Annotated in this window: 14 protein-coding genes; 13 read left to right on the top strand and 1 reads right to left on the bottom strand. The window is 56.8% G+C overall.

Translation table 11 applies throughout. The features are described from left to right. Position 1: 1 nt before the first annotated feature. The 7 genes from EE949_RS26510 (at position 2) to EE949_RS26480 (ending at position 13,348) form a co-directional block, all read left to right on the top strand. On the top strand, positions 2 to 7,963 hold the full coding sequence (locus EE949_RS26510; protein WP_122667002.1) for a hemagglutinin repeat-containing protein: 7,962 nt from the start codon (positions 2 to 4) through the stop codon (positions 7,961 to 7,963). Beyond that, positions 7,960 to 8,754, top strand: a complete 795-nt coding sequence (locus tag EE949_RS26505) for a hypothetical protein (protein ID WP_162873900.1) — start codon at positions 7,960 to 7,962, stop codon at positions 8,752 to 8,754. The genes EE949_RS26510 and EE949_RS26505 overlap by 4 nt, the downstream gene beginning before the upstream one ends. A 65-nt stretch (positions 8,755 to 8,819) precedes the next feature. Next, a complete protein-coding gene (locus tag EE949_RS26500; protein WP_122667000.1) occupies positions 8,820 to 9,401 on the top strand; it encodes a hypothetical protein in 582 nt (193 codons plus the stop codon). A gap of 5 nt (positions 9,402 to 9,406) precedes the next feature. Beyond that, entirely contained in the window at positions 9,407 to 9,769 is a 363-nt protein-coding gene (locus EE949_RS26495; RefSeq protein ID WP_122666999.1) for a hypothetical protein, read from the top strand. 90 nt (positions 9,770 to 9,859) lie between these two features. Further along, entirely contained in the window at positions 9,860 to 10,729 is an 870-nt protein-coding gene (locus tag EE949_RS26490; RefSeq protein ID WP_122666998.1) for a CAP domain-containing protein, read from the top strand. Positions 10,730 to 11,114: 385 nt separating this feature from the next. Continuing rightward, the gene (locus tag EE949_RS26485; protein ID WP_122666997.1) at positions 11,115 to 12,614 is read left to right on the top strand and encodes a purine-cytosine permease family protein; all 1,500 of its coding nucleotides are present in this window, start codon (positions 11,115 to 11,117) and stop codon (positions 12,612 to 12,614) included. Then, entirely contained in the window at positions 12,611 to 13,348 is a 738-nt protein-coding gene (locus EE949_RS26480) for an MBL fold metallo-hydrolase (protein ID WP_122666996.1), read from the top strand. Before EE949_RS26485 ends, EE949_RS26480 begins: the two co-directional genes overlap by 4 nt. 150 nt (positions 13,349 to 13,498) lie before the next feature. Here EE949_RS26480 and EE949_RS26475 read toward each other — a convergent pair whose 3' ends face one another. Then, a complete protein-coding gene (locus EE949_RS26475; protein ID WP_122666995.1) occupies positions 13,499 to 13,795 on the bottom strand; it encodes a DUF6124 family protein in 297 nt (98 codons plus the stop codon). Positions 13,796 to 15,078: 1,283 nt separating this feature from the next. Between EE949_RS26475 and EE949_RS26470 the strand changes: the two genes are divergently transcribed. Genes EE949_RS26470 through EE949_RS30055 form a run of 6 tightly spaced genes read left to right on the top strand, consistent with a single transcriptional unit; the run spans position 15,079 to position 22,234 of the window. Beyond that, on the top strand, positions 15,079 to 15,837 hold the full coding sequence (locus EE949_RS26470; protein ID WP_122666994.1) for a sigma-70 family RNA polymerase sigma factor: 759 nt from the start codon (positions 15,079 to 15,081) through the stop codon (positions 15,835 to 15,837). Further along, positions 15,837 to 16,406: a hypothetical protein gene (locus tag EE949_RS26465; protein WP_122666993.1), complete on the top strand. Its 570-nt coding sequence runs from the start codon at positions 15,837 to 15,839 to the stop codon at positions 16,404 to 16,406. Before EE949_RS26470 ends, EE949_RS26465 begins: the two co-directional genes overlap by 1 nt. A 2-nt stretch (positions 16,407 to 16,408) precedes the next feature. Next, positions 16,409 to 19,795, top strand: coding sequence for a UvrD-helicase domain-containing protein (locus EE949_RS26460; RefSeq protein WP_122666992.1), 3,387 nt, complete (start codon positions 16,409 to 16,411; stop codon positions 19,793 to 19,795). Positions 19,796 to 19,846: 51 nt separating this feature from the next. Continuing rightward, the gene (locus EE949_RS26455) at positions 19,847 to 20,626 is read left to right on the top strand and encodes a multiubiquitin domain-containing protein (protein WP_240350444.1); all 780 of its coding nucleotides are present in this window, start codon (positions 19,847 to 19,849) and stop codon (positions 20,624 to 20,626) included. Then, positions 20,601 to 21,782 (top strand): ThiF family adenylyltransferase, encoded by a 1,182-nt coding sequence (locus tag EE949_RS26450; protein WP_122666990.1) that lies wholly within the window; start codon positions 20,601 to 20,603, stop codon positions 21,780 to 21,782. Before EE949_RS26455 ends, EE949_RS26450 begins: the two co-directional genes overlap by 26 nt. Beyond that, positions 21,779 to 22,234: a DUF6527 family protein gene (locus EE949_RS30055; protein WP_346010013.1), complete on the top strand. Its 456-nt coding sequence runs from the start codon at positions 21,779 to 21,781 to the stop codon at positions 22,232 to 22,234. The genes EE949_RS26450 and EE949_RS30055 overlap by 4 nt, the downstream gene beginning before the upstream one ends. Positions 22,235 to 22,265: the final 31 nt, after the last annotated feature.

Raw genomic sequence — 22,265 nt, 5'->3', positions numbered from 1 at the left:
AATGGATGTTCATCAGTTTGCACTTCTGGCCCGCCAACCCTCCGCTGAGTTGAACCCGCGCAAGCGCTTCCTTGGCGTGTCCAGACGTGCGCTGGCAGTGCTGATGATCAACGTCGTGTTCTGGCAACCGATCTGGGCGCAGGCTGGCGGCATCGTGGTGAGCGGCGGCACTAAGACCACCGTGGGGCAGGCGGGTAACGGCGTTACGGTGATCAACATCGCCAAGCCAAACGGCTCGGGGCTGTCTCACAACCAGTTCACCGACTATAACGTCGGCAAGAACGGCGTGATCCTCAATAACTCCACTAATAGCGTGGAGAAGACCCAACTGGGTGGCTATATCAATGGCAACGGCCAGTTGGGTGGGAAAGCGGCCGGGACCATTCTCAACGAAGTTAACGGCGGCAGCGCCAGTCAACTCAACGGCTACACCGAGGTAGCGGGCAAGTCGGCGCGGGTCATCGTTGCCAACCCTTACGGCGTGACCTGTAACGGTTGCGGCTTCATCAACACGCCTCGCGTGACGCTGAGCACCGGTAAACCGGTGATTGATGGCAGCGGCAAGCTCGATCACTTCGAAGTCGACGGCGGCAGTGTCAATATCGAGGGCGACGGGCTCAACGCCAGTAATGTCGACCAGTTCGACATCATCACCCGTTCGGCAAAAATCAACGCAAACATCTACGCCAAGCGCCTGAACATTGTGGCCGGTGCCAACGACGTCAACGCTGACACGCTGGTGGCCAAGGCCCGCGCAGCCAATCCTGCAGACAAGCCAGAACTGGCCATCGACTCTTCTGCGTTGGGCGGCATGTACGCCAACACGATCAAGCTGGTGGGCACCGAACAGGGGGTGGGCGTCAAACTCGCTGGCGACATGGCCGCCAGTGGCGGAGACATGCAGATCGATGCCAATGGCCATCTGACCATGGCCAAGGTTGCAACGAGTGGCGCGGTGAAGGTCAACGCCGAGAGCCTTGATGCACAGGACGCCATCTACGCCGGGACCAGTGCAGACATCAAAACCCGTGGCACGCTCAACAATCAGAAAGTGCTGGCCGCGCGCGACAGCATCACCCTGACCAGCGATGGGCAACTGAACAACAGCGGCACGATTCAGGCCGGTATCAATGCCGACAACTCCCGCAACGCCAATGGGGATGTCAGCCTGAATGGTAATACGATCAACAACACCGGTAACGTCGTTGCCAGCAAAAAGCTCTCGACCACGGCCACCGAAAGCCTGACCAACGACGGCGGCACGATGGCCGCCGGCAAGACGTTGACCGCGACGGCCGCGACGTTGAGCAACCAGAACAAAGGCCAGGTCCTCAGCGACGGTAGCATTGAGCTGACAGCGGATAGGCTGGTCAACACTCAAGGCGGATACATCAGCAGCGCGGGCGCATTGACCGCAAGTGCTGGCGCGATCAGCAACCGCCTTGGCGTCATTGAAAGTGGCACTACGCTGGACCTCAGCGCCGGCGGCCTGGACAACACCCAAGGCGAGATCCGCTCTCTGGGCCGTGGTGGCAAAACCCGCTTCGCCATTGGCGGTCTGCTGGATAACAGCAACGGCAAACTGGAAACGGCTAACACTGACCTGAGCCTCGCTGCGAGCAGCTTCCAGAACCTGGGCGGCAGTGTGTTGCACGTTGGCAGCGGCGCGCTCGATCTTGACGGGCTGAACCTCAACAACGCTGGCGGCAGTCTCGTTACGCAAGGTGATCTGACCTTCAAAAATGCCGCCTGGACCAACAGCAGCGTGATTCAGGCCGGTCACCTTGACCTCGACGTCGGCAATTTCGAGCAGACGGCCACGGGCCAACTGCTCGGCACTAACAGCTTTGTTGGGAAAGGCATCAGCTGGAATACCAATGGCGTTATCGCCAGTGATGGCGGTGTCGACCTGACCCTCCGCGATCAGCTCACCAACAGCGGTCGTATCACCTCCGCGACCAGCCTGGGCATCAATGCGCCGCGAGTCAGCAACCTGGGCACGCTGGCAGCCGGTCAGGTGCTGACGGTCGGCACCGGCAGCCTGCTCAATGACCACGCACTGATTTTCAGTGGCGGCAACATCAGCCTGCGTATCGATCAGTTAAACAACCGCTATGCGGATATCTACGCCATGGGCAACCTGAGCGTCGACCGTGACGGTCTGGGTGGGCTGGCGAGCCTGATCAGCAACAGCTCGTCGAATATGCAGGCTGACGGCACATTGAGCCTCGCGGCGAGCACCATCGAGAATATCCGGACCATCCTGACTGTTGAGTCCGGGATCTACAGCGCTTCCATCACGCCTACCGCGTGCATTGAAGGTGTAACCGGGGGCGACTGCCGAGGCGGAAAAGAAAACCGCGTATTTCTGATCAGCCAGCGCGATCATCTGGCTGTTACAGAAGCCAGCGCTGCTTCGAGTATTACTTCGGGCGGCAGCATGCTGCTCACCGGCGGTAGCTTGAACAACAGCAGCAGTAGCATTGCTGCGGGCGGCGACCTCACTGCTATCTTCGATCAAGTTACCAACACCGCGATTGAAACCCACGATACGCAGACTGACCGTGTATTTGCGACCGAGCGCACGCGCAATCCAGGTGGCTGGAACAGGCTTGCCGCGAACTTCACCAGCAAGTATTCACAAGACAGTCCGTCTTACGACAAGACCGCTTTAGGTGGTCTGGAAGCCGACTTGGCGCAGTTCATTGGTACAACTCAAAACGAGGTTCCTGGCCAAGCCTCGACTACCCAGTTGTCGACGCCTGACCAAAGCTACTCGGCGATCATCCAGGCGGGCGGCGCAGTAAACGTCCAGGCTAAAAACGGCATCGACAACAACGTCGTGCGCGGTGGCTATACCTACGTCGGCAGCGGTGCGAAAACCGACACAAGCGAGCCGGGTTATTCCACCGTCGTCGCGCTCAATCCGCAGCTGCCACCGGATCAGACCCAGCAACCGGTCAACCCGATCGACCTGCCGGGCTTCAAGTTGCCGACCAGCCAGTTCGCGTCCAACCCGCAAAAGTACCTGATCGAAAGCGACCCGGCGTTCACTAATCTGGGCCTGTTCATGAGCTCGGATTACATGCTCGCCAAGCTGGGCTATAACCCCGACGAAGCCCAACGACGTCTCGGCGACGGCTACTACGAGCAGACGCTGATCCGGCAAGCGGTTATCGCTCGCACCGGTCAGCGTTTCATCGACGGTCAGACCAGCGATGCCGGGCTGTTCAAGTACCTGATGGATAACGCCATCGCCAGCAAGGACGCCCTCAACCTGTCGGTAGGTGTAAGCCTGACCGGCGAGCAAGTCGCGGCGCTGACCCACGACATCGTGTGGATGGAGCAGCACGAAGTCGCGGGCCAGAAAGTGCTCGTGCCCGTGCTGTACATGGCTCAGGCCAATAACCGCCTGGCTCCCAACGGTGCCTTGATCACCGGCAATGACGTTTCCCTGATCAGCGGCCAGAACCTCAATAACAGCGGCACCCTGCGCGCCACCAATAACCTCGGCGTGCGCGCTGGCGGTGATCTGACCAACTCAGGCCTGGTCGAGGCGGGCAACCTGCTGCAACTGCGTGCCAACAACAACCTGACCAACACCGCTGGCGGTGTGATTGCCGGGCGTAATGTCGATCTCGTTGCCGTCAATGGCGACTTGCTCAACGAGCGCAGCGTCACCACCCACCAAAGCGACAGCGGCTATCGCGCCGAGCGCACCCAGTTCGTCAACAACGCCGCGCGCATCGAAGCCGCCGACACCCTGACGATGCAAGCCAAGCGCGACGTCAATAATGTCGGCAGCGTGATCAAGAGTGGTGGCGACACTACCGTTCAGGCCGGACGCGACGTCAACATCGTCGCCGCTCAGCAAGACAGCAGCGGCGCAATCGGCACGCGTTCAAACCATCAGAACATCACCCAATACGGCTCTGTGGTGGATGCCGGTCGCGACTTCCAGGTCGTCGCCGCCCGCAACATCAGCGCCGTCGCCAGCCAGATCAGCGCTCAGCGCGACCTGACATTGGGCGCTACTGAAAACCTCAACGTTGCCTCCGCGGCCGATGAGCAGCATTCGTACAGCAAGAGCAAAAAGGTCACCGCCCAGGAGGACCATGTCAGCCAGGTGTCGAGCGTGCTTACGGCCGGTCGCGATGCGACGCTGACCGCCGGGCAGGACATGGCGTTGACTGCCAGTCAGGTAAACGCGGGCAACGAGGCCTATCTCGTAGCGGGCAATAACCTTGCCTTGCAGGCGGCTGAAGATCAGGACTACAGCTTCTACAGCAAGACCAAGAAAACCTCGTCCGGGAAGAAATTCCGTCTGGATGAAACCAGCAGCACCACCAATGTCGGCAGCCTGGTCAGTGCGGGTGGTGACAGTGTTGCAGTGGCGGGTAAAGATTTACTGCTGGCAGGCAGCGCGATCACGTCTGAAACAGGCGCCGCGCGGGTTGCCGCTGGGCAAGATGTTCAGGTTGTGGCTGTCACAGACTCGGCTAGCGCTCGCCACGAGCGCAAAGAGAGCAAAAGCAGCTGGGGCGGTCTCAAGTCCAGCAAGGTCCAGACCAAGGTCGACGAGGCAACCACCACAGCAGCAGGCAGCATGGTCGCAGGCGAAACCGTCAGCGTATCAGCCGGTCGGGATGCGGCGGTTACGGGGTCTTCGCTGGTCAGCACTAATGATCTGATCGTCGAAGCAGGGCGTGACCTGAAAGTGGATGCAGCGCAAAACACCTTTTCGCGCACTGACATGCACAAAGAAAAAAATCGTGATCTGACCGGGGTTCTCACCGCGAACAACCTTGGCCTGGACGACATCACCGGCAATCAGCACCTGTCCATTAGCAGCCAGAAGCACAATGGCAAAGCGTCAGAAACAACCCTTACTGGCAGCACTATCGGCTCCAGCAAAGGCAACGTCACGCTGACTGCAGGACGCGACTTGAATGTGACCGCGAGTGACCTGGTAAGTACCAAGGATATGTCCTTGAGCGGCGCCAACGTTACGATCACTTCCGGGAACGAGACAGCAAGCCAAAGCAGCCAGGACAGCTCCAGAAGTCTGGCTGTCGGACGAGTGATTGGTGGCATGGTGGTCGACACTGCCAGAAGCATCCGCGACGCAACCAAGGCAGCGGAGGAGGCCGACGACCCGCGGCTCAAAGGCGTGAAAATCGCTCAGGCGGCGATGGCAGCCTACAATCTGGGCGGCCAGGCATCTGATGCCGCGGCCCAAAGTTCCGGGTTTGCGGATAAGCAAGGCGGCACCGCCAGCAACGGATCACTGATTAAAATCGGTACAGAACTGGCTAACACTCGCAGCAAGAGTTCGAGTGAGTACAACGCCCAGACTGCCAAAGTCAGCACGCTCAATGTGGGCGAGGACCTGTCTATCGTGGCCACCGGAGACAATGCGGGCGCGCAAGGCAACATTCAGATCACAGGTAGCAACCTGAAGGCTGCCAATACTTACCTGCTCGCCAAAAACAACATACTGCTCAATAGTTCGCAGAACACCACTGATCGTAAGAATGATGCGTCCAACAACAAGACGGCAATCGGTGCCAGTTTCAACATCGGTGAGCAAAACGGCTTCACCCTGGACCTGGGCGCTCAAGCGGCAAAAAACAACGGTAATGGCAACTCCGTCACCCAGGTGAACACAACGCTGGATACCGGGCTACTGGTGTTGAGCAGTGGTCGGGATACCACTCTTGAGGGCGCGCAGGTCCGTGCGGACTCAATCAAGGCCGTGGTGGGCGGCGACCTCAATATCACATCTCGCCAAGACACCGAGTCTCAGAAGAGCAAGCAGAGCAGCGGCGGTTTCGGGGCCAGCATCTGCATACCGCCGTTCTGCTACGGCTCGCCCGTTACGGCGTCGGCGAACATCGCGGCGGGCAACATGAACAGTGATTACAAAGCCGTGACTGACCAAAGCGGGCTGTTTGCAGGGGCGGGTGGTTACGATATTTATGTCGGGAAAAACACCAACCTCAAAGGTGCTGTAATCGCCAGCGAAGCCGCTGCAGAAAAGAATCACCTCAGCACGGATCGCCTTATCGTCAGCGACATCAAGAACACCAGTGAAATCAAAAGCAAATCCGCTAGTGTTGGCGTCTCTTTCAGCAGCAATAACGGCTTCACGCCTGGGGGCGCTATCCCGCTCGCGCTTGAAGAGTCGGACCGTAGTCAAACCCGAAGCGCTGTCAGCGAAGGCACCGTAGTAGTTCGCAATGCCGAAGGCGCCAATGATCTGGCAGGCCTCAACCGCGATACAGCAAATGCCAATCACCAGTTGGACAGGCCAGATCAAAAGGCCATTCAGGAGCGCATGGATCTGATTCAAAGTTCTGTCGCGCTCAGCAAGGATGTGGTGAACGTGGTCGCTACCAAGTCTGTTAACGATGCTAAAGAGCAACTGGACAAAGCAGATACCCCAGAAAAAGTTAAAGCTGCCGAGCAGAATCTGGCGGACGTTTCGAAGAGTTGGGCAGCAGGCGGCGATAATCGAGTCATCACTAATATCGTCACCGGCGTAATTGGTGCCGCAATGGGCAGCGCGGGCGGTGCAACTTCTCTGGGCATCGTAGCCAACACGACCGCCGCTGATGTTTACAAGAAAATCGGCGACTATGCCGATCAGCAACGTGATCTTGCAGGCAAGTCCGGTAATCTGGCAGCCCAGTCAGCATGGGATGAGGGCGGAGCTGCACGCGTGCTGTTGCACTCTCTGGCGGGTGCTTCCCAAGGGCTGTCCGGTGGTACGGTCGGCGCTAGCGCTCTGGGCGCAGGCGTATCGAGCCTGACCGTGCCGATGATCGCCGAACAGGTTGCTCAGCTCGATGTGTCCGTCGAGGTCAAAAAAGCCCTGATTTCCAGCACTACCGGGCTTGCGGCTGCTGGGGTTGGCGGGATTACAGGCGCCGGTGCCGGCTTGCAGCAGGTACAGAACAACTACCTGACGCACACCGATATCGAAATACTGTCCAAACAATTGGCCAGTTGTGCGGCGGATAACGCAACCTGTCGTCAGCAGGTTGTAGTGGATGCCAAGAAAATGAGCGATGCAAACGACGCTGAGTTGATGAAGTGTCAGGATCAGGCATGCCTGAACACGCACATCGCAAAAATCTTCGAAGGCGCCAAGAGCTTTGGTGAGATCTACGCAGCCGATCAGGCGCTGGATTCAAAAAACAAAACTACGTTTGGTGCGATCAGTGACATCGAAACCAATAGCCTCCTGTTAGCCGCCAACATGGCATCCGGCCTGCCGGGCTACAAAGCCTGGGCGGATAACAACTGTGCGTCATTGGGTGCGGCCGCCTGCCAGACCAAGTTTACTGAGACGGTGAAAGATGGCACGTTCATCAATTCTCAAGGGCAGCCAGGTGGTGGTATTCCGATGGGCTTCGATGCCTGGGAGTTTCTGGCGGGTAGCACCAAGCAACCTCACGAATACAGCGATACTTCGCAGGGCTGCATTCCTATGCTGGGAGGCTGCGGCACTATGGCTCAGGCTTACGAAGCGTTACGACGTAACGCTGGCCCGGGCGGTGATGGCGAGACAGTTGTCAAAAGTGGCGATGTGAGTGAGCTCCATATGATGACCTTGAAGCTTGGGCATGTCGCGCACCTGACGGATGATGGCACGATGAGCGTAATCAATATCACACTGCCAGGCATGCACGCTCTTGATCCAGGCTTTGTCGTGCGTACGGTCAAGCCTACGCAAGACGGCGGCTTTGACGTCGAAACACATGGCTGGGGAACGGGGGCGAGCCCTCTGTTCAACTCCAATGGCTGGGCTGCCGGGGCTGTGTGGGGTGGCAATACTTACCTGGGGATTTCATTCCAGGAACTGCTTAATAACACCCCGAAAAATATTAAAGCCAATATCAAAACCAATCTTCAGGATTTCAAAGGCATGATCATGCCAGTCTCCGAGATACCAAAATGAGAGTCGATGCAGCGCTCCGGTTACTAGCCGTACCGTTGTGCGGAGCGCTGGTCTACGCCGCTGTGATGCCCGTACTCAAGGGGCTGAGTGCCACGTCGCTGTTTACGGGTTTGCTCTACGGTTTTATCGTTTCGATGGTGGTAGGCATTCCGCTGCTGCTGGTGGGGGATCGGTTCTTCCCTGCTTCCAAAGCTCGCCATATCGTCAGCAGCTTGCTGCAGAGTTTGCTGATCTACGTGGTTTATGGCGGCTTCTCCGGACGCCTGCTGCTCGTGGCAATCGTCGGTGGCCTTGTACTTGGCTTGCTGTACACCGCAGTCGCTAAGGGAATAGAGCGTTACGCGGCGAAACATCAAGAGCGCCAGCAGGGCAAGGCTTACGTGCTGGGCATTCCGCTGTGCGGAGGTATACCGGTAGCTGTCGTTATCACCTCGGCAATCGACGATGGCTCCGGGACCACTCTGACTTCCTGGATTCTCTTCTTTCTGGTGGGCGCTGGTCTGAGCATGCTGGCCGGCTGGCCCGTTCTCTGGCTGACCGAGCGCTTTCTCACGACCCGTTGGCGCTATGTCATCGGAGGCGTGATCACCGGATTGCTGTTATGGCTGCTCTTTGGTGTTCCGGGCCTGCGCCCGACTCCAGTCGCCCAGCAGATGAATTTTCTGATGTACCAGATCAAATACGGGGTGCTTCTTTTTGTCTCGATGGGGTGTGTATCCGGTCTGCTGTTTACCGGCTTCCATTGGGTTTATTCAAGGCTGTCCCCGCGCAAAGAAAAGCCTTTCGACTGAGCGCATTGCTTTTGATGCAACAATTTCAACGCGCTCCAATTTTTGTCCCAAGGAATAACTACGCCATGCAAAAACTTACGTTCCTGGTACTGGCTGTGGCTCTGGCAGGGTGCCAATCCAACGTCAGAAGCTCCGCACCAACGCTGCTCAAAGACGGCGTTCAGTTGCAGCAAAAGCAGGTGGTCGCGGATGCTGAGCACGCCAAGATCATCATGAAAGCCACCGGCTTCACTTATCCGGTTCAATTCTCGGTGCGCCGTGCTGCGGACGCTGATCAGCGCCCTGAAATTTTAGGTCGGGTGGTCGATTCCGGTCGTGGCAAGGTTTTTGGCTGGATTGCCAAGATGAACGAGGTTGCCAACAGCGCAGCAGTCAAACGCTTCCCTCAACTCGAAGTACAGGCAGATCCCGGTCAATCCATTGAGGTGATTGGTGAGTCCAGAGTCATCCAGGAGAACGGGCTTTTCCCTGACTCTGTTGTGTACGACTGCGGCCCCATGCGCTCGACGTTCAAACCTGAAAAGCAGAAAACCTATCTGGTTGAGTTTGTGATCGTCGGGAAGGGCTGCGAGCAGCATGTTTATGACGTGACTCAGCCTAATACGCGTGTACCTGTGAGCACTGAGAGTGGGGCGGGTCCGGTCTAACCATCGTGAAGCCCCGCCAGTTTACCCATGGCGCAACCACGTACGCATTGGCCAGCCCTTGGTGTCGTCTCGCTGCGCAGACGATCGACTTGATCGTCGCCAGTTTGATCGTTGCGATATGCGCCGTTCCGCTTCTCCTTATCTCGCCCGCGCTCGGCGCCCTTCTGGCGCCGCTGGCATACGCCTATCTTCTTTTTGCCGATGCCATATGGAACGGTCAAAGCCTCGATCACCCGGAGGACTATCACTGGAAGATTTGTGATGTCGTCACCCTTCTGCACGCGGTGGATCCGAAGTTTTTGAATGAGCTTTTGATACAGAAGAACATTGCGCTGGAGCAGTATCTGGTCAAAAAGTCAGTCAACTGAATGGCGAAGGCGTATCTGCCATCACGAACTAGTTTCCATTTCTCCAGTCAGATCAGCGCCCGATTTCGATCATCAGAGCAGCCCCGTCCCATGCGCCTGACTTCTCGCTTCACCTCGCTCTGCTTCTTCACCTCGCTCTGCTTCATCGCCTTGCTCCCACTGCTCGCCAGCCAGGCTCATGCGAGCGAGGCGCAACAATTGGTATCGGCCATCAACGACTATCGCGCTCAGCCTTCGCGGTGTGAGGGGCGTGCGGTGCGTGGGTTATCGCCACTTGAGTTGAGGCGGGATCTGGCTTTGCCCATCGGGTTTGCTGGCGACATGCGCAACACCTTGAAGGCTTCCGGCTATCGAGCAGTAGCGGTGCGCAGCATTCGCCTGGTGGGTGCGCAGGATGCGAAGGGGGCTTTCGCCATGCTGCAGAGTCGCTACTGTGGCGCTTTGCTGGACAACCAATACGCCGACATTGGTATCACTCAATCAGGAAGGGACTGGCGATTGGTATTGGCCAAGCCGTTGCTCGACGGTCATCTGGGCGATCAGCAATCTGCGGGCAGAACGCTATTGGCTCAGGTCAACGCGGCACGGGCCAAACCGCGCATGTGTGGCAGCCAACCCTACGCAGCTGCGCGGCCTCTGACATGGAATACCACCCTGGAAAACGCCGCGTTACGGCACAGCCAGTCGATGGCCAGCGGCGGCTATTTCTCCCATCAAGACCCTAACGGCGACATTGCCAAAGACCGCGCCCGAGCGGCGGGTTACAACGGGCGACAAGTCGGCGAAAACATCGCCAGCGGCCAAGGCTCGCCTGAAAAAGCCATGCAAGGCTGGCTAGCCAGCCCCGGCCATTGCGCCAACCTCATGAACCCGATGTTCACCCAAATGGGGGCGGCTTACGGGACTAACCCGAACAGCAAAGCGGGGGTGTACTGGACCATGATGTTTGGGGCGCCTTGATGCTTCAAGCCCGTAGGACCGGCTTTAGCCGGGAAGAGGCCGGAGCATTCGCTGAAAATTAATCGCCAGGAATGCCGCTTTCTCGATCATTCCCGCCTTCACAGAAGCCAATGACAGCGTCCCTCTGTTACTTCAGCAAATCCTGAACTAAATATTTGCTGGCACCGATTTAACTTCGCCTCGCCTTTGAACACTCTCTGCTCGTTCTGCCTCTGGTTCGTCCGGGCAGAGCGTGGCCACGCCTGCACCTCAATAAGCGGGTTGGCCATGTTCCAGACAGTTTTTTGCACTGCCCACACATCCTGCGATCCGGCAGGAAAAACAAATGAAACGGCCTGAACAGGCGTTTCGATAAAAACCGTGACAGGCATTGAGAGGCGGCAACATGAGCGAATCCCACCCAACCCGGATCGAGAGTTTCGGCGTCGAACAGATTCCTGACAGCGAACGCACAGCAACTCCTTTCGACCTGTTCCGCATGATCTTCGGCGGCAGCAATACATTCTCCACCGCAGTACTTGGCAGCTTCCCGGTGCTCTTCGGTTTGTCCTTCGAGGCCAGCGTCTATGCCATCGTTCTGGGTGTGCTGGTCGGCGCGGTGATCCTCGCGCCCATGGGGTTGTTCGGGCCGCTCAACGGCACCAACAACGCGGTGTCGTCTGGTGCGCATTTTGGTGTGCACGGGCGCATCGTCGGCTCATTCCTTTCCTTGCTGACCGCCATCGCTTTCTTCTCGCTGTCAGTCTGGAGTTCAGGCGACGCACTGATCGGCGGCGCCAAGCGCCTGTTCGACCTGCCAGAAAACAACCTCAGTCTTGGCATCGCTTACGGTCTGTTCGCACTGCTTGTGCTGGTCGTCTGCATCTATGGCATTCGCCAGCTATTGGCGGTGAACAAAGTCGCAGTGACCGCCTCTAGCCTGTTGTTCCTGCTGGGCATCTTCGCCTTCGCCGGGCCGTTTGACTCCAGCTATGCGGGCAGCGTCAGCCACGGCCAACCGGGCTTTTGGGCCGCCTTCATCGGCGCAGCGCTGGTGGCGATGAGCAACCCTGTTTCGTTCGGTGCTTTCCTAGGCGACTGGGCGCGTTACATCCCCCGTGAAACACCAAAGCTGCGCATCATGGCCGCCGTGATGTTCGCGCAGATCGCAACCTTCATCCCGTTCTTCTTCGGCCTCGTCACCGCCACCATCGTCGCCGTGCAAGCACCCGACTACATCGCCCAGAACAACTATGTCGGCGGTTTGCTGGCGATTTCGCCGGGCTGGTTCTTCCTGCCGGTTTGCCTGATCGCCATCATCGGCGGACTTTCTACAGGCGGTACTTCGCTGTACGGCACCGGCCTCGACATGTCTAGCCTAGCGCCACGCCTGCTCAGCCGCGCACAAGCCACGGTGTTGATCGGCGTGCTGTCGATCATCTTTATTTTCGTCGGGCGCTTCAGCTTCAACCTGGTGCAGAGCATGTCCACCTTCGCGGTGTTGATCATCACGTGTACCAGCCCGTGGATCATCATCATGATCATTGGTCTGGTACAGCGTCGTGGCTGGTATGACCCTGCCGATCTGCAAGTCTTCACCCGTGGCGAGCGCGGTGGCCGTTACTGGTTTCATCACGGCTGGAACTGGCGTGGTCTCGGCGCATGGATCCCCAGCGCGTTGATCGGCCTCGCCTTCGTCAACCTGCCAGGGCAGTTCGTTGGCACTTTTGGTGAACTGGCGGGCGGCATCGACATCAGCCTGCCCATCACCCTCGGCCTCGCCGCCGTGCTCTACCTCGGACTGCTACAGTTGTTCCCCGAACCCGCCGCCGTTTACGGGCCGCACCGTGCGACCGAGCCAAGTACCGACAGCGTCTTACCGGGCAACCTGAGCGTAGAGCCTTGAAAATAGTCACCCGCGACCAGTGGTTTGAAGTACAGAAGCGCGCCGATGGCATCAACCTGATTCACGAGCCGTGGGTGCGCCCGTATTACCGCTGCAACCTCTGGCACATACAGGGCAGGGACCGCGACGTACTCGTAGATACCGGCTCTGGCGTGGTCAGCCTGCGCGAGCAACTGCCTTGGCTCACCGACCGGCCGCTGCTCGCCGTCGCCAGCCACACCCACTTCGACCACATCGCCGGGCACCACGAGTTCGCCGAACGCCTGGTGCACCCGGCCGAAGCCGACATCCTCGCCACACCCACACGGGCCTCAACCCTGGCCGATGCCTACGTCGGCGACGACATGTTCGAAGCCCACCCCGACTGCCCACTGTGCTACGCCGAATACCAGGTCAAAGCCGCACCTGCTACACGCCTCATCGACGAAGGCGACGTGCTTGACCTGGGCGACCGCGTACTCGAAGTCTTCCACACCCCAGGCCACTCGCCCGGCGGCATCAGCCTGTGGGAAGCCAACACCCGAACCCTGTTCAGCGGCGACATCATCTACGACGGCCCCCTGATCGAAGACGCCTACCACTCTGACCTTGCTGACTACGCCGCTAGCCTTGAGCGGTTGCGCAAACTGCCAGTGAATACCGTGCACGGCGGGCATTTCGCGAGTTTCTCGGGGGCGGTGTTGCGGGGGATGATTGATGAGTGGTTTGTGGGGCATGGGCTCAGCAAACCCTGAAGCCCAACGGCGAACACCGCCCCGGTAGGAGCGAACTTGTTCGCGAAGCAATTGAGCTGACACGCTATGTTGACGCTAAAAACGCTCAAGCCTCGCTCTTGTAGGAGCAAGGCTTGCCCGCGAAGTGACTAACTGCACAGATCATCTACGTTACTTCGGTCGTTGCTTCTCCTCCAGCCCCGCCACCGAGGCCTCAACCAGCGCTCTGGCCGCTTCAATCTGATGCACCACCGACCTCGCCAACGGGCGAAATTCCAGCGTGCTGTTATCTGCCGTTTCATACGCCGTAGCCGCAGCGCAGCTCAGGTATTCCGACGCCAGAACCAGCGCGTCTTCGATCTTGATATCGGGCTTCACGGTGAACAGGCTGAGGTTGCCCAGGTTGGTATTGCTGACAAGGTTTTGCTTGATGGGGGTAACAGGGGGATGTGGCGTGGATCTGATCATGGTGACTCCTTGACGTAGGTTGACCACCACCATCCGCGACTAAACGAAGGGTGGTAGCTGTGCAGCGGGTTAGTCGACCGGGACGTCAAGCAACCGGCGCACCCGAAGGTGCCCCGTGCACAGCCACCATAAAATTCCAAGCCGTCGTCCAGGACTTCGGCAATGGTTATGACAGATGCTTCGCTTGTTCATCGGGCGACTAAACCCAATCGTTGAAATCAACGACAGGCAGGAAGGTAGTCGCCACGTCAGGCATCTACAAGCGGATGCAGAGCATATCCTGAATTTTCAGAAGGGTCCTACAGAGCTCGGGTTTTGGGGCTGAAGGTTGTTTCTGATTGTTGAGTAGTTTGGGAGATTTTACGGGCAGGTGGGCGGCAAGGGGAGTTAAAGCGGCTTCTTCAAAGGGAGGATTTTTACAGGAGCCCTCTTAATCACGGTAAGAACTCCAGACGAAAAAAACTCGCCTTTTGCACGCCTGCCTATAGGCAGGACCCTACTCGTTGAGTAGGACGTGTGGCGAGTGTGTTGGGGGCAGGTTATGTGCAATGAACAATCTGGTCAATCACTCGGGGATTCTGGGCACCACTTTGGGCTAGGCTGATTCCAATATTGCAATGCCTGTCATACCGCCTTCGGTAGCTTTGAAAAAAATGAAGTGAGCACAAAAAGCGCCCATTTATATGAACCTCTTTCGATGTTGCGCATGGTGCGGCACCAGACGAACGGTTTCTTGCTGTGAGGGCAGGGGATTCGCGGGGCTGGAATTTGGTGGATTTTTGAGTGTACCTCAAAGGATAGCTACAAAGAAATCAGCTAGTTATGGAATTTAGTGGAATCGAATCGGGGAGTTGCTGCTTGGCAACACTTACTCGGCATGGCGGTGAGAAAACTATCGCTTCATCAGCGTGCCGTTTGTGCACCAGCTACCGCGGCACATACGCTGGCACTGGCGCGGGATACTTGTCGAGGTAGATCGGCGGCCTCCTGAGAATGATGTGGGAGTTGATGCCATGGCTGATGGCGATACTGGACATCGTGACGCCTGGTAGCAGGAATTCCTGCATACATTGGGGCTTGAGGGAAGTAAGAGCTTCGATTACTCATGAAAAATCTAGCTATAAAGGTGGTCGCGTCTGCGGAACTGGCGGGCACAACAGCCCTTCATGCTGAAGATCGAAAGATGTACTCGCCATCCGCTGATACAGCTGTGATCAAACACTGCTCCGATGTTACATTCAGGGCCGAACAGAAGGTCTTGGACACGAGAAAAAGGAGTAGTCGTGGCACGTCCCCTTCGTAAGGTCAAACTTGATGGAACGCTGTATTCCCGACGTCCGGCCGTCGAAGCTGAAATCCAAGAGCTCGAGGTCATAGGCGCTGCTGAGCTTGAGCGTAGAGCGTCCGACTGCTCGCGGACCTCTCCCGATTTTGTCTCGCCGGAAGCGTTGGTGCATTTTGTGCGAAATGTAGAATCCGGAATTCATCGTGAAACACTCACCGAGCGCTTGCTTGAGCGTCTCCACCTTCTCCTGCCGCGCGCTGATGACGCTTCGCTTACGAACGCAAACATCCGAGATGATGTGGCTGACCATTTCATTGATCTGCTACTTAGCGACCGAGTGGCGTATGACGACCGTCTGGACTACTACGAGATCAATTTCAACTCGGCTGTCGCCAGGGACCGAAAGGATGCGCGTGATCGCCATTGGAAGCATGAGAATCGCTTTGACGAGCTAGAGGTGGACGAGGACGAAGGGGCTCTCCCTATAGCTGCTATCGGTGGCTACGAACCCTTTGATCCAACCGAGCTCGATCAAAAAACTTACCGGCTTCAGCTCGATGATGCGATTGATGGTCTACCTGAAATCCAAAAAAGAATCATCGAGATGATCCGCCATGACATTCCTATCGACTCGAAAGATCCCTCTGCCGTCACCATCAGTAAAACGCTGGGTAAGAGTGAAAAGACTATCCGTACGTACCGTGACAAAGCTTTCGCAAGTCTGCGGTCGCGCCTTGAACTCAAGGGGAAACTGTAATGACTATTCGTTCGCCAATTGCTAGCGAAGACGTTATGAACGCTTTCGCAATGGACTACGAGCCAGGAACTGACGTACTCAGACGATACCTGTCAGATTATCCTCAATTCGCTATCGAACTCGTGGATCTTGCAAGGGAGCTGTCCCGCGAGGTCTATGAGGATCTTCCTCTCAGTGCCAACGAGCTTGCTGCTGTGAGCGCTAAGATGGGGCGGCTTCGCGACTCCGTTGTGACTGTGGAGCTCTTGCAGTCGGCACCGCCGAAGGTTTTTGCTAAAGCAGCGAGGGAGCTCGGGTTGCCTATCCAAGTTGGCGTAGCTATTCGCGAGCGACGAATAGATTCGGTGGTATTGCCAGAGAGGTTTCTTGCGCGATTAGCTAGAGCATTGAATGCATCAGTTTCCGTTGTTCAGTCATTTCTCGCTTTGCCAGCCCAAGCATCGGCGCTTCGTGCAAACAAATCTGATGACAAGCCACTCGCAGCCGAAAAAGTTCCGCTTGAGCGTCTGCTCAAGGAATCAGGACTGGATGAGGAAAGCATTTCACGGATCCTCCAGGGCGATGACTAACCATGGATCATATAGAACTCGCTCGTCAGCGCGCAGAGCGCCTGCATGAGGAAGCGATCGAGCAGGGCAGTGATCCTTGGTCTCCCTATCAGTTCGCGAGAGAGATTGCGGAGAGGCGTGGCATCACGGTTGAGTCGTGTGTCCCCGGCGCCTCGATTCTTGACGGAGCACGAGCGACTTTCGACGCTGAGTTACAACTGATCGTTCATGAGAACTCAGGAACACCGTTCGAGCAGGCTTTCCTGATCGCCCATGAGATTGGGCACGCAGTTTTAGGCGACGGTGAAGATGAGGAGGGCGATGTATTTCAAATCGATCCCGCACGAACCTCTGAGGTTTCGCCAGTTGGTATAGAGCGGGTCGTCGATTACAGCCGCCGGCAACGTCGGGAGGTCCAGATGGACCTTTTCGCAAGAGAGCTGCTATTGCCGAGGAGTCGAGTCGTCGAGCTGCACCTGACTCAACGCCAAACATGTTCTGAGATCGCAACTCGATTGGGGGCTCCCTTCGAAGTGATCGCGCAGCAAATGCTAGATGCGCTTCTGCTTCCTCCTGTGCCAGCCGTTACTCCAGAAGCTCCGGTCGAAATCCCTCTCAATGATGAGCAACGTATTGCGGCCTCTCATCGGGGGGGCGCGTTTCTTCTCCAAGCTGGGCCTGGTACTGGAAAAACGCGTACGCTCGTGGCGCGGGTTGAGAGCCTACTCGACGATGGGGTTGATCCACGGCGAATCCTTCTCCTAACGTTCTCGAACAAAGCCGCTGCCGAAATGTCCGAACGAATTGCGTTAAAGCGGCCCAAGGAAACAGCGGCTCTTTGCATCGGCACCTTCCATAGTTTTGGCCTCGATATTCTCAGGCGATTCAACGACCGTTGTGGCCTACCGGTTGATCCTCGTCTAATGGATCGAACCGAAGCCGTAGAGCTGCTTGAGAATGAATTTCCTAGGCTAGGCCTGACTCACTATAGCAACCTCTACGATCCATCCCAAACTGCTGCTGACATCCTAACTGCGGTGTCGCGCGCTAAGGACGAAGTTGTCGATCCGGAAGGGTACCTTGACTTAGCCAATGCAATGGCAGAAACGGCAGATGACCCAAGCGCAGTAGAGGCTGCTGAAAAAGCTACGGAGGTCGCCAAGGTTTACGCGCGCTACGAAGAGCTCAAAGCACTCGCAAATTGTGTCGACTTTGGCGATCTGGTTATGCGCCCAGTCCAGCTGTTAGAGGGGGATGAAGCTGTACGGACGCAGTTGCAGAATGACTATGATCACATCCTGGTCGACGAGTACCAAGATGTGAACCACAGCAGCGTTCGACTTCTCAAAGCACTCAAACCATCCGGTACAAACCTCTGGGTGGTGGGGGACGCCAAGCAGTCGATCTATCGGTTTCGAGGTGCCTCGTCCTTCAACATGGCCCGGTTTGGGCGCGAAGATTTTCCGGGTGCTGTGCGAGACCGACTGAAGATCAACTACCGTTCTGTAGGTGAGATCGTCGAAGCGTGCTCTGCTTTTGCCGCAGGAATGTCGACGGCCGATGGAGACGAAAGTCTTGAGGCAGACTGCGGGCGATCTGGAAGTCTCCCCGAAGTCATCACGGTGGATAACGGTTCCCTCCTGACTCCTGCGATCGCTGACCGCATTCAAGAGCTTCTAACGTCGGGTTACAGTTATCGGGACCAAGCGGTTCTCTGCCGCGGCAATGATCGACTTTCGGACGTTGGGCGTGAGCTTGAGCGAGCTGGTATCCCAGTGCTGTTCCTTGGAAGCCTCTTCGAGCGTCCAGAGGTTAAGGACTTGGTTTCGATACTCTCGCTGCTTGTGGATCGACGCGCGATGGGTTTTATCCGGGCCGCTTGTTTTCCCGAATTTGCGATGTGTTTAGAGGATGTTGTTCGGATTTTTGAGACTCTGAGAGAAGTCAATTCGGATGTCGGAGCTTGGCGCGTCATCTCGCCAGTAGAACTGACGTCTGCTGGCCAATCAGCACTTTCTGAGCTCAATTCCGCATTGGCAGGCTTTGACGCTAGCTCTCAACCTTGGAAGGTGCTGACAACTATTTTGCTCGACCGGACAAGATTGGCAGCTCGTGTTGCTTCTTCGTCAGAGGTTTCCGACCAGGCGCGAGGTATCGCGATTTGGCAATTCATGAACTTCGTCCGTGCACAACCCAATGGGCAGGGTCTCCCTATTCAGCGGCTTTCTGATCGTATAAGGAGGCTGCTACGACTGCGGGATGATAGGGACTTGAGGCAGCTCCCCTCTGCTGCTCAGGGGATTGATGCCGTCCGATTGATGACAATCCATGGCTCTAAAGGACTGGAGTTTCCGGCGGTTCACATCGCTGGCGTTAACAAAGACTCCATCCCAGGAGCATATCGGACATCAAAATGCCCTCCGCCTTCGAACATGGTCGCTGGTGCTCAAGGTGGTACGGATGACGTTACACGGGCGGCCCACAATGAGGAACAAGAGTGCTTGTTTTACGTCGCCATGTCCCGTGCGAAAACCTCTCTGTCGTTCTATGGAGCAACCGCAGCATCGAATGGGCGCACACGCGCACTCTCGCCGTACCTCGATCGGATTGGCCTTGTAAAGCAATGTGCTGTCACGCCTAAGACCGTATTGCCTCCCGCCCCAGACTCAGTGGCGATACCCATTGTGTTTACTGGAGTTCCACGTTTTAGTTCCGACGCGGTATCGCTTTACGATTCTTGCGCGCGGCGCTTCTTCTATACGCATCTGCTTCAGGTTGGTGGCAAACGCAAGATGAACTCATTCATGCAAATGCATGAGGCCATTCGGGACGTCTATCGCAAGCTTGTAGCGCAGGGCAACCTTCCGGTAAGCGATTGGGAGGAGCAGCTTTCCCAAGCATTTGTGATTCGCGGGCTTGCGGATCATGGCTATGTCGACGACTACCGTGCGATGGCCTCTAGCATGCTCCAATACTTCATGGAGTCGAGGGCCGGTGCGCAAGTTGAGGCGTCGACGGCGCTTCGAATTGTGGTGGACGGCCATGAAGTTGAGGTGACGCCAGACGAAATACTATTGAGAAATGGAAAGCGAATAGTACGCCGAGTCAGAACAGGCCACGCGCCTAGCAATGTTGGTAAGGATGTGGGCTCCGCGGCATTGATACTCGCAGTCCAGTCGGTTTTCCCAGACGCCGAGCTGGAACTGCTTTACCTCGCGGATGCTGAGAGCAAGCCATTGAAACTGTCGTCAAGAGAGCTGAGTAACCGACAGGTAAAAATCGCTGAGATTTTTCGCGAAATCCGAGGTGGCCAGTTCCGAACGAACGCGTCGGATGCCACCTGCCCGAACTGTCCGGCCTTCTTCGTCTGCGGCGAAGTCCCTGCAGGTGCGCTCTCCAAGCTTTTTTAAAAAAGTTTACCGGCGAGAGCCAGTCGGTCCGATTAGTGGGATGTAGGCGAAATGAGTCGCCACATCACGCTAGGGGACTGTATGAAAAATACACATTTTGAAGACGTTGGCGACGCAATCCGTGAGGGTCGTCCATTGCGAGAAGCTTCCGCCTATCGCATTCGTTTTGGCTTGGAAGGGCTCAGCTTCCGCGACATTGACGTACCCGATCCCGTTCCGACGGGTCGGCAAATTCTGGACAGCGCCGGCCTTGACCGTAGTAGCGATTACATCCTCTACGCCTTGCTTGTTTCAGGCGACTTCGAGGACGTACGTCCTGACGAAACGGTGGATTTGCGCGGCAAGGGCGCCGAACGCTTCATCGCGTTCAAATCTGATCGTGACTTCAAATTCGTCCTGAATGACCGGCAAATGGCTTGGGGGCATCCAACCTTGGACGCCAGTGTTCTGTATGGTTTGGTCGACGTCCTGCCTGAAGAAGCGATCTTTCTGGAGGTTAGGGGCGGTGAAGACCGTCTCATTGAACCCGAAGAGCAGATCAACTTGGACGCTCCAGGCATCGAGCGATTCGTGACTGCCCTGCGGCCGCAAAAAGGCTACGTCATCGTGGTCAACGCTGTCGAAGAGGTCGTACCGGACAAGCATGTCACTTTCGAGCAGGTGGTCAAGTTGTCGCATCCGAATGCGCCGGCAGAAGCCAACGTGAAGTTTTCGATGACCTACCGTAATGCTGCCTCGCACCCACACGCTGGTGAGCTCGCCGAAGGCGGTTCCGTTGAAGTCAAAAAACAAGGGACGATCTTCAATGTCACACGCACTGTTCAGTCTTAATGCGGATTTGGCTCGGTTGCGAGCTGAGGGGTATTTCGTACGCATACAAGGAAACCTCCTTGTAATGCGGGAGGTACCATATGTCGACTCTCAATGCCGCGTACGCACAGGAACGTTGGTGTCTAACCTGGATTTGGCTGGAGACCGGACCCGTAAGCCGGAGACCCATGTAATCCATTGGGATGGTGACTTCCCTTGCAGCGCAGTTGGGACGCCATTGCCAGGCATCTCGCACGCGGCGCCCAATACGGATCTCGGGTACGGACTTACTGCGAAGCACAGTTTCTCCAGTAAGCCCAATGCCGACGGATACCCTGACTACTACACCAAGATGGCTACATACGCGACCATCTTGGCGGGGCCTGCGGCGGTTCTTCAGCCGGGTATCAGCCCGCGCTTGATCCGGGGTACGGATGATGAAGATGAGGTCAGCGTCTTCAACTATCTCGATACCGCATCCAGTCGTGTTGGCCTGGGGGCGCTCGCCAGTAAGCTGGAAGGTGAGGTGGTAGGGATTCTGGGCGCGGGAGGAACTGGGGGATACATCCTCGACCTGGTTGCGAAAACACCGGTTAAGGAGATCCGTCTTTTCGATGATGATGACTTTCTGTCGCACAACGCGTTTCGCGCCCCTGGAGCTCCATCGCTCGAAGAGTTGCGTGATGCTCCCAAAAAGGTGTTCTACCTCAAGAATATCTATGAACGGATGCACCGCGGGATAGTGGCTCACCCAGTGAAGATGAGACCGGAGACATTGGGGCTACTTGACGGCATTACGTTCGCTTTCATCAGTATGGATGCCGGTGAGGAAAAGAGAGCGGTGGTTACGAAACTAGAGGCACTTGGCGTCGCATTTATTGATGTCGGGATGGGACTTGAACTCAACAACGGCAGTTTGGGGGGAATACTGCGCGTCACGGCGAGTACGCCAGCACAACGCGACCACGTGCATGCGGGACGTATCTCTTTTGCTGGAGGCGGGGGCGAAGATCTGTACGCGTCAAATATCCAAGTGGCCGACCTCAATGCCCTGAATGCATGCCTTGCTGTTGTGAAGTGGAAAAAGTTGCGCGGATTCTACCGAGACCTAGAACGCGAGCATCATAGCACCTACACGACTGATGGAGGCATGCTGCTCAACGGTGACCAATCATGATTCGGTATCTCAGCCTTGAGCACCGTTTCGTGCGAAATGTTCCTCGCGAATTGGAGTCCGGCATTCTGTACATCTCGATGGACTACGCAACCGCAGTGCATTCGTGCTGCTGTGGTTGCGGCGAGCGTGTTGTAACTCCTTTTACCCCGACCGACTGGAGGATGACGTTTGATGGGGAATCCATCTCGCTTCACCCGTCGGTAGGTAACTGGAATCAGAATTGCAGATCGCATTACATCGTCCAAAGAGGTCGCGTCGTGGAGGCTGGGCCTTGGTCGCAAGCCAGGATCGAGGATGAGCGGCTGCGCGACAAGATGGCCAAAGCTGCACACTATGGCTCCGAAACGAAGGTTCGATCCGATGCCCCGCCGTTATCCAGCGAACGAAACCCGAGTACGACTCCCCCAACGAGTAGTATCTGGGCTCGGCTTAAATCGTGGCTTGGTCTCTGATCACTGTCGGGGGGGGGGCATTACAGTACTT

It is taken from the genome of Pseudomonas viridiflava (assembly GCF_900602065.1).
GTDB lineage: Bacteria > Pseudomonadota > Gammaproteobacteria > Pseudomonadales > Pseudomonadaceae > Aquipseudomonas.
Note: the sequence above shows the minus strand (reverse complement) of the source record. Positions and strands in the feature narration are given on the sequence as shown.

Coding starts and splice junctions, on each gene's coding strand:
- EE949_RS26505 (WP_162873900.1), top strand. CDS start 7,960: ATGAGAGTCGATGCAGCGCTCCGGTTACTAGCCGTACCGTTGTGCGGA.
- EE949_RS26510 (WP_122667002.1), top strand. CDS start 2: ATGGATGTTCATCAGTTTGCACTTCTGGCCCGCCAACCCTCCGCTGAG.
- EE949_RS26490 (WP_122666998.1), top strand. CDS start 9,860: ATGCGCCTGACTTCTCGCTTCACCTCGCTCTGCTTCTTCACCTCGCTC.
- EE949_RS26465 (WP_122666993.1), top strand. CDS start 15,837: ATGACTATTCGTTCGCCAATTGCTAGCGAAGACGTTATGAACGCTTTC.
- EE949_RS26460 (WP_122666992.1), top strand. CDS start 16,409: ATGGATCATATAGAACTCGCTCGTCAGCGCGCAGAGCGCCTGCATGAG.
- EE949_RS26500 (WP_122667000.1), top strand. CDS start 8,820: ATGCAAAAACTTACGTTCCTGGTACTGGCTGTGGCTCTGGCAGGGTGC.
- EE949_RS30055 (WP_346010013.1), top strand. CDS start 21,779: ATGATTCGGTATCTCAGCCTTGAGCACCGTTTCGTGCGAAATGTTCCT.
- EE949_RS26455 (WP_240350444.1), top strand. CDS start 19,847: ATGAGTCGCCACATCACGCTAGGGGACTGTATGAAAAATACACATTTT.
- EE949_RS26450 (WP_122666990.1), top strand. CDS start 20,601: ATGTCACACGCACTGTTCAGTCTTAATGCGGATTTGGCTCGGTTGCGA.
- EE949_RS26475 (WP_122666995.1), bottom strand. CDS start 13,795: ATGATCAGATCCACGCCACATCCCCCTGTTACCCCCATCAAGCAAAAC.
- EE949_RS26485 (WP_122666997.1), top strand. CDS start 11,115: ATGAGCGAATCCCACCCAACCCGGATCGAGAGTTTCGGCGTCGAACAG.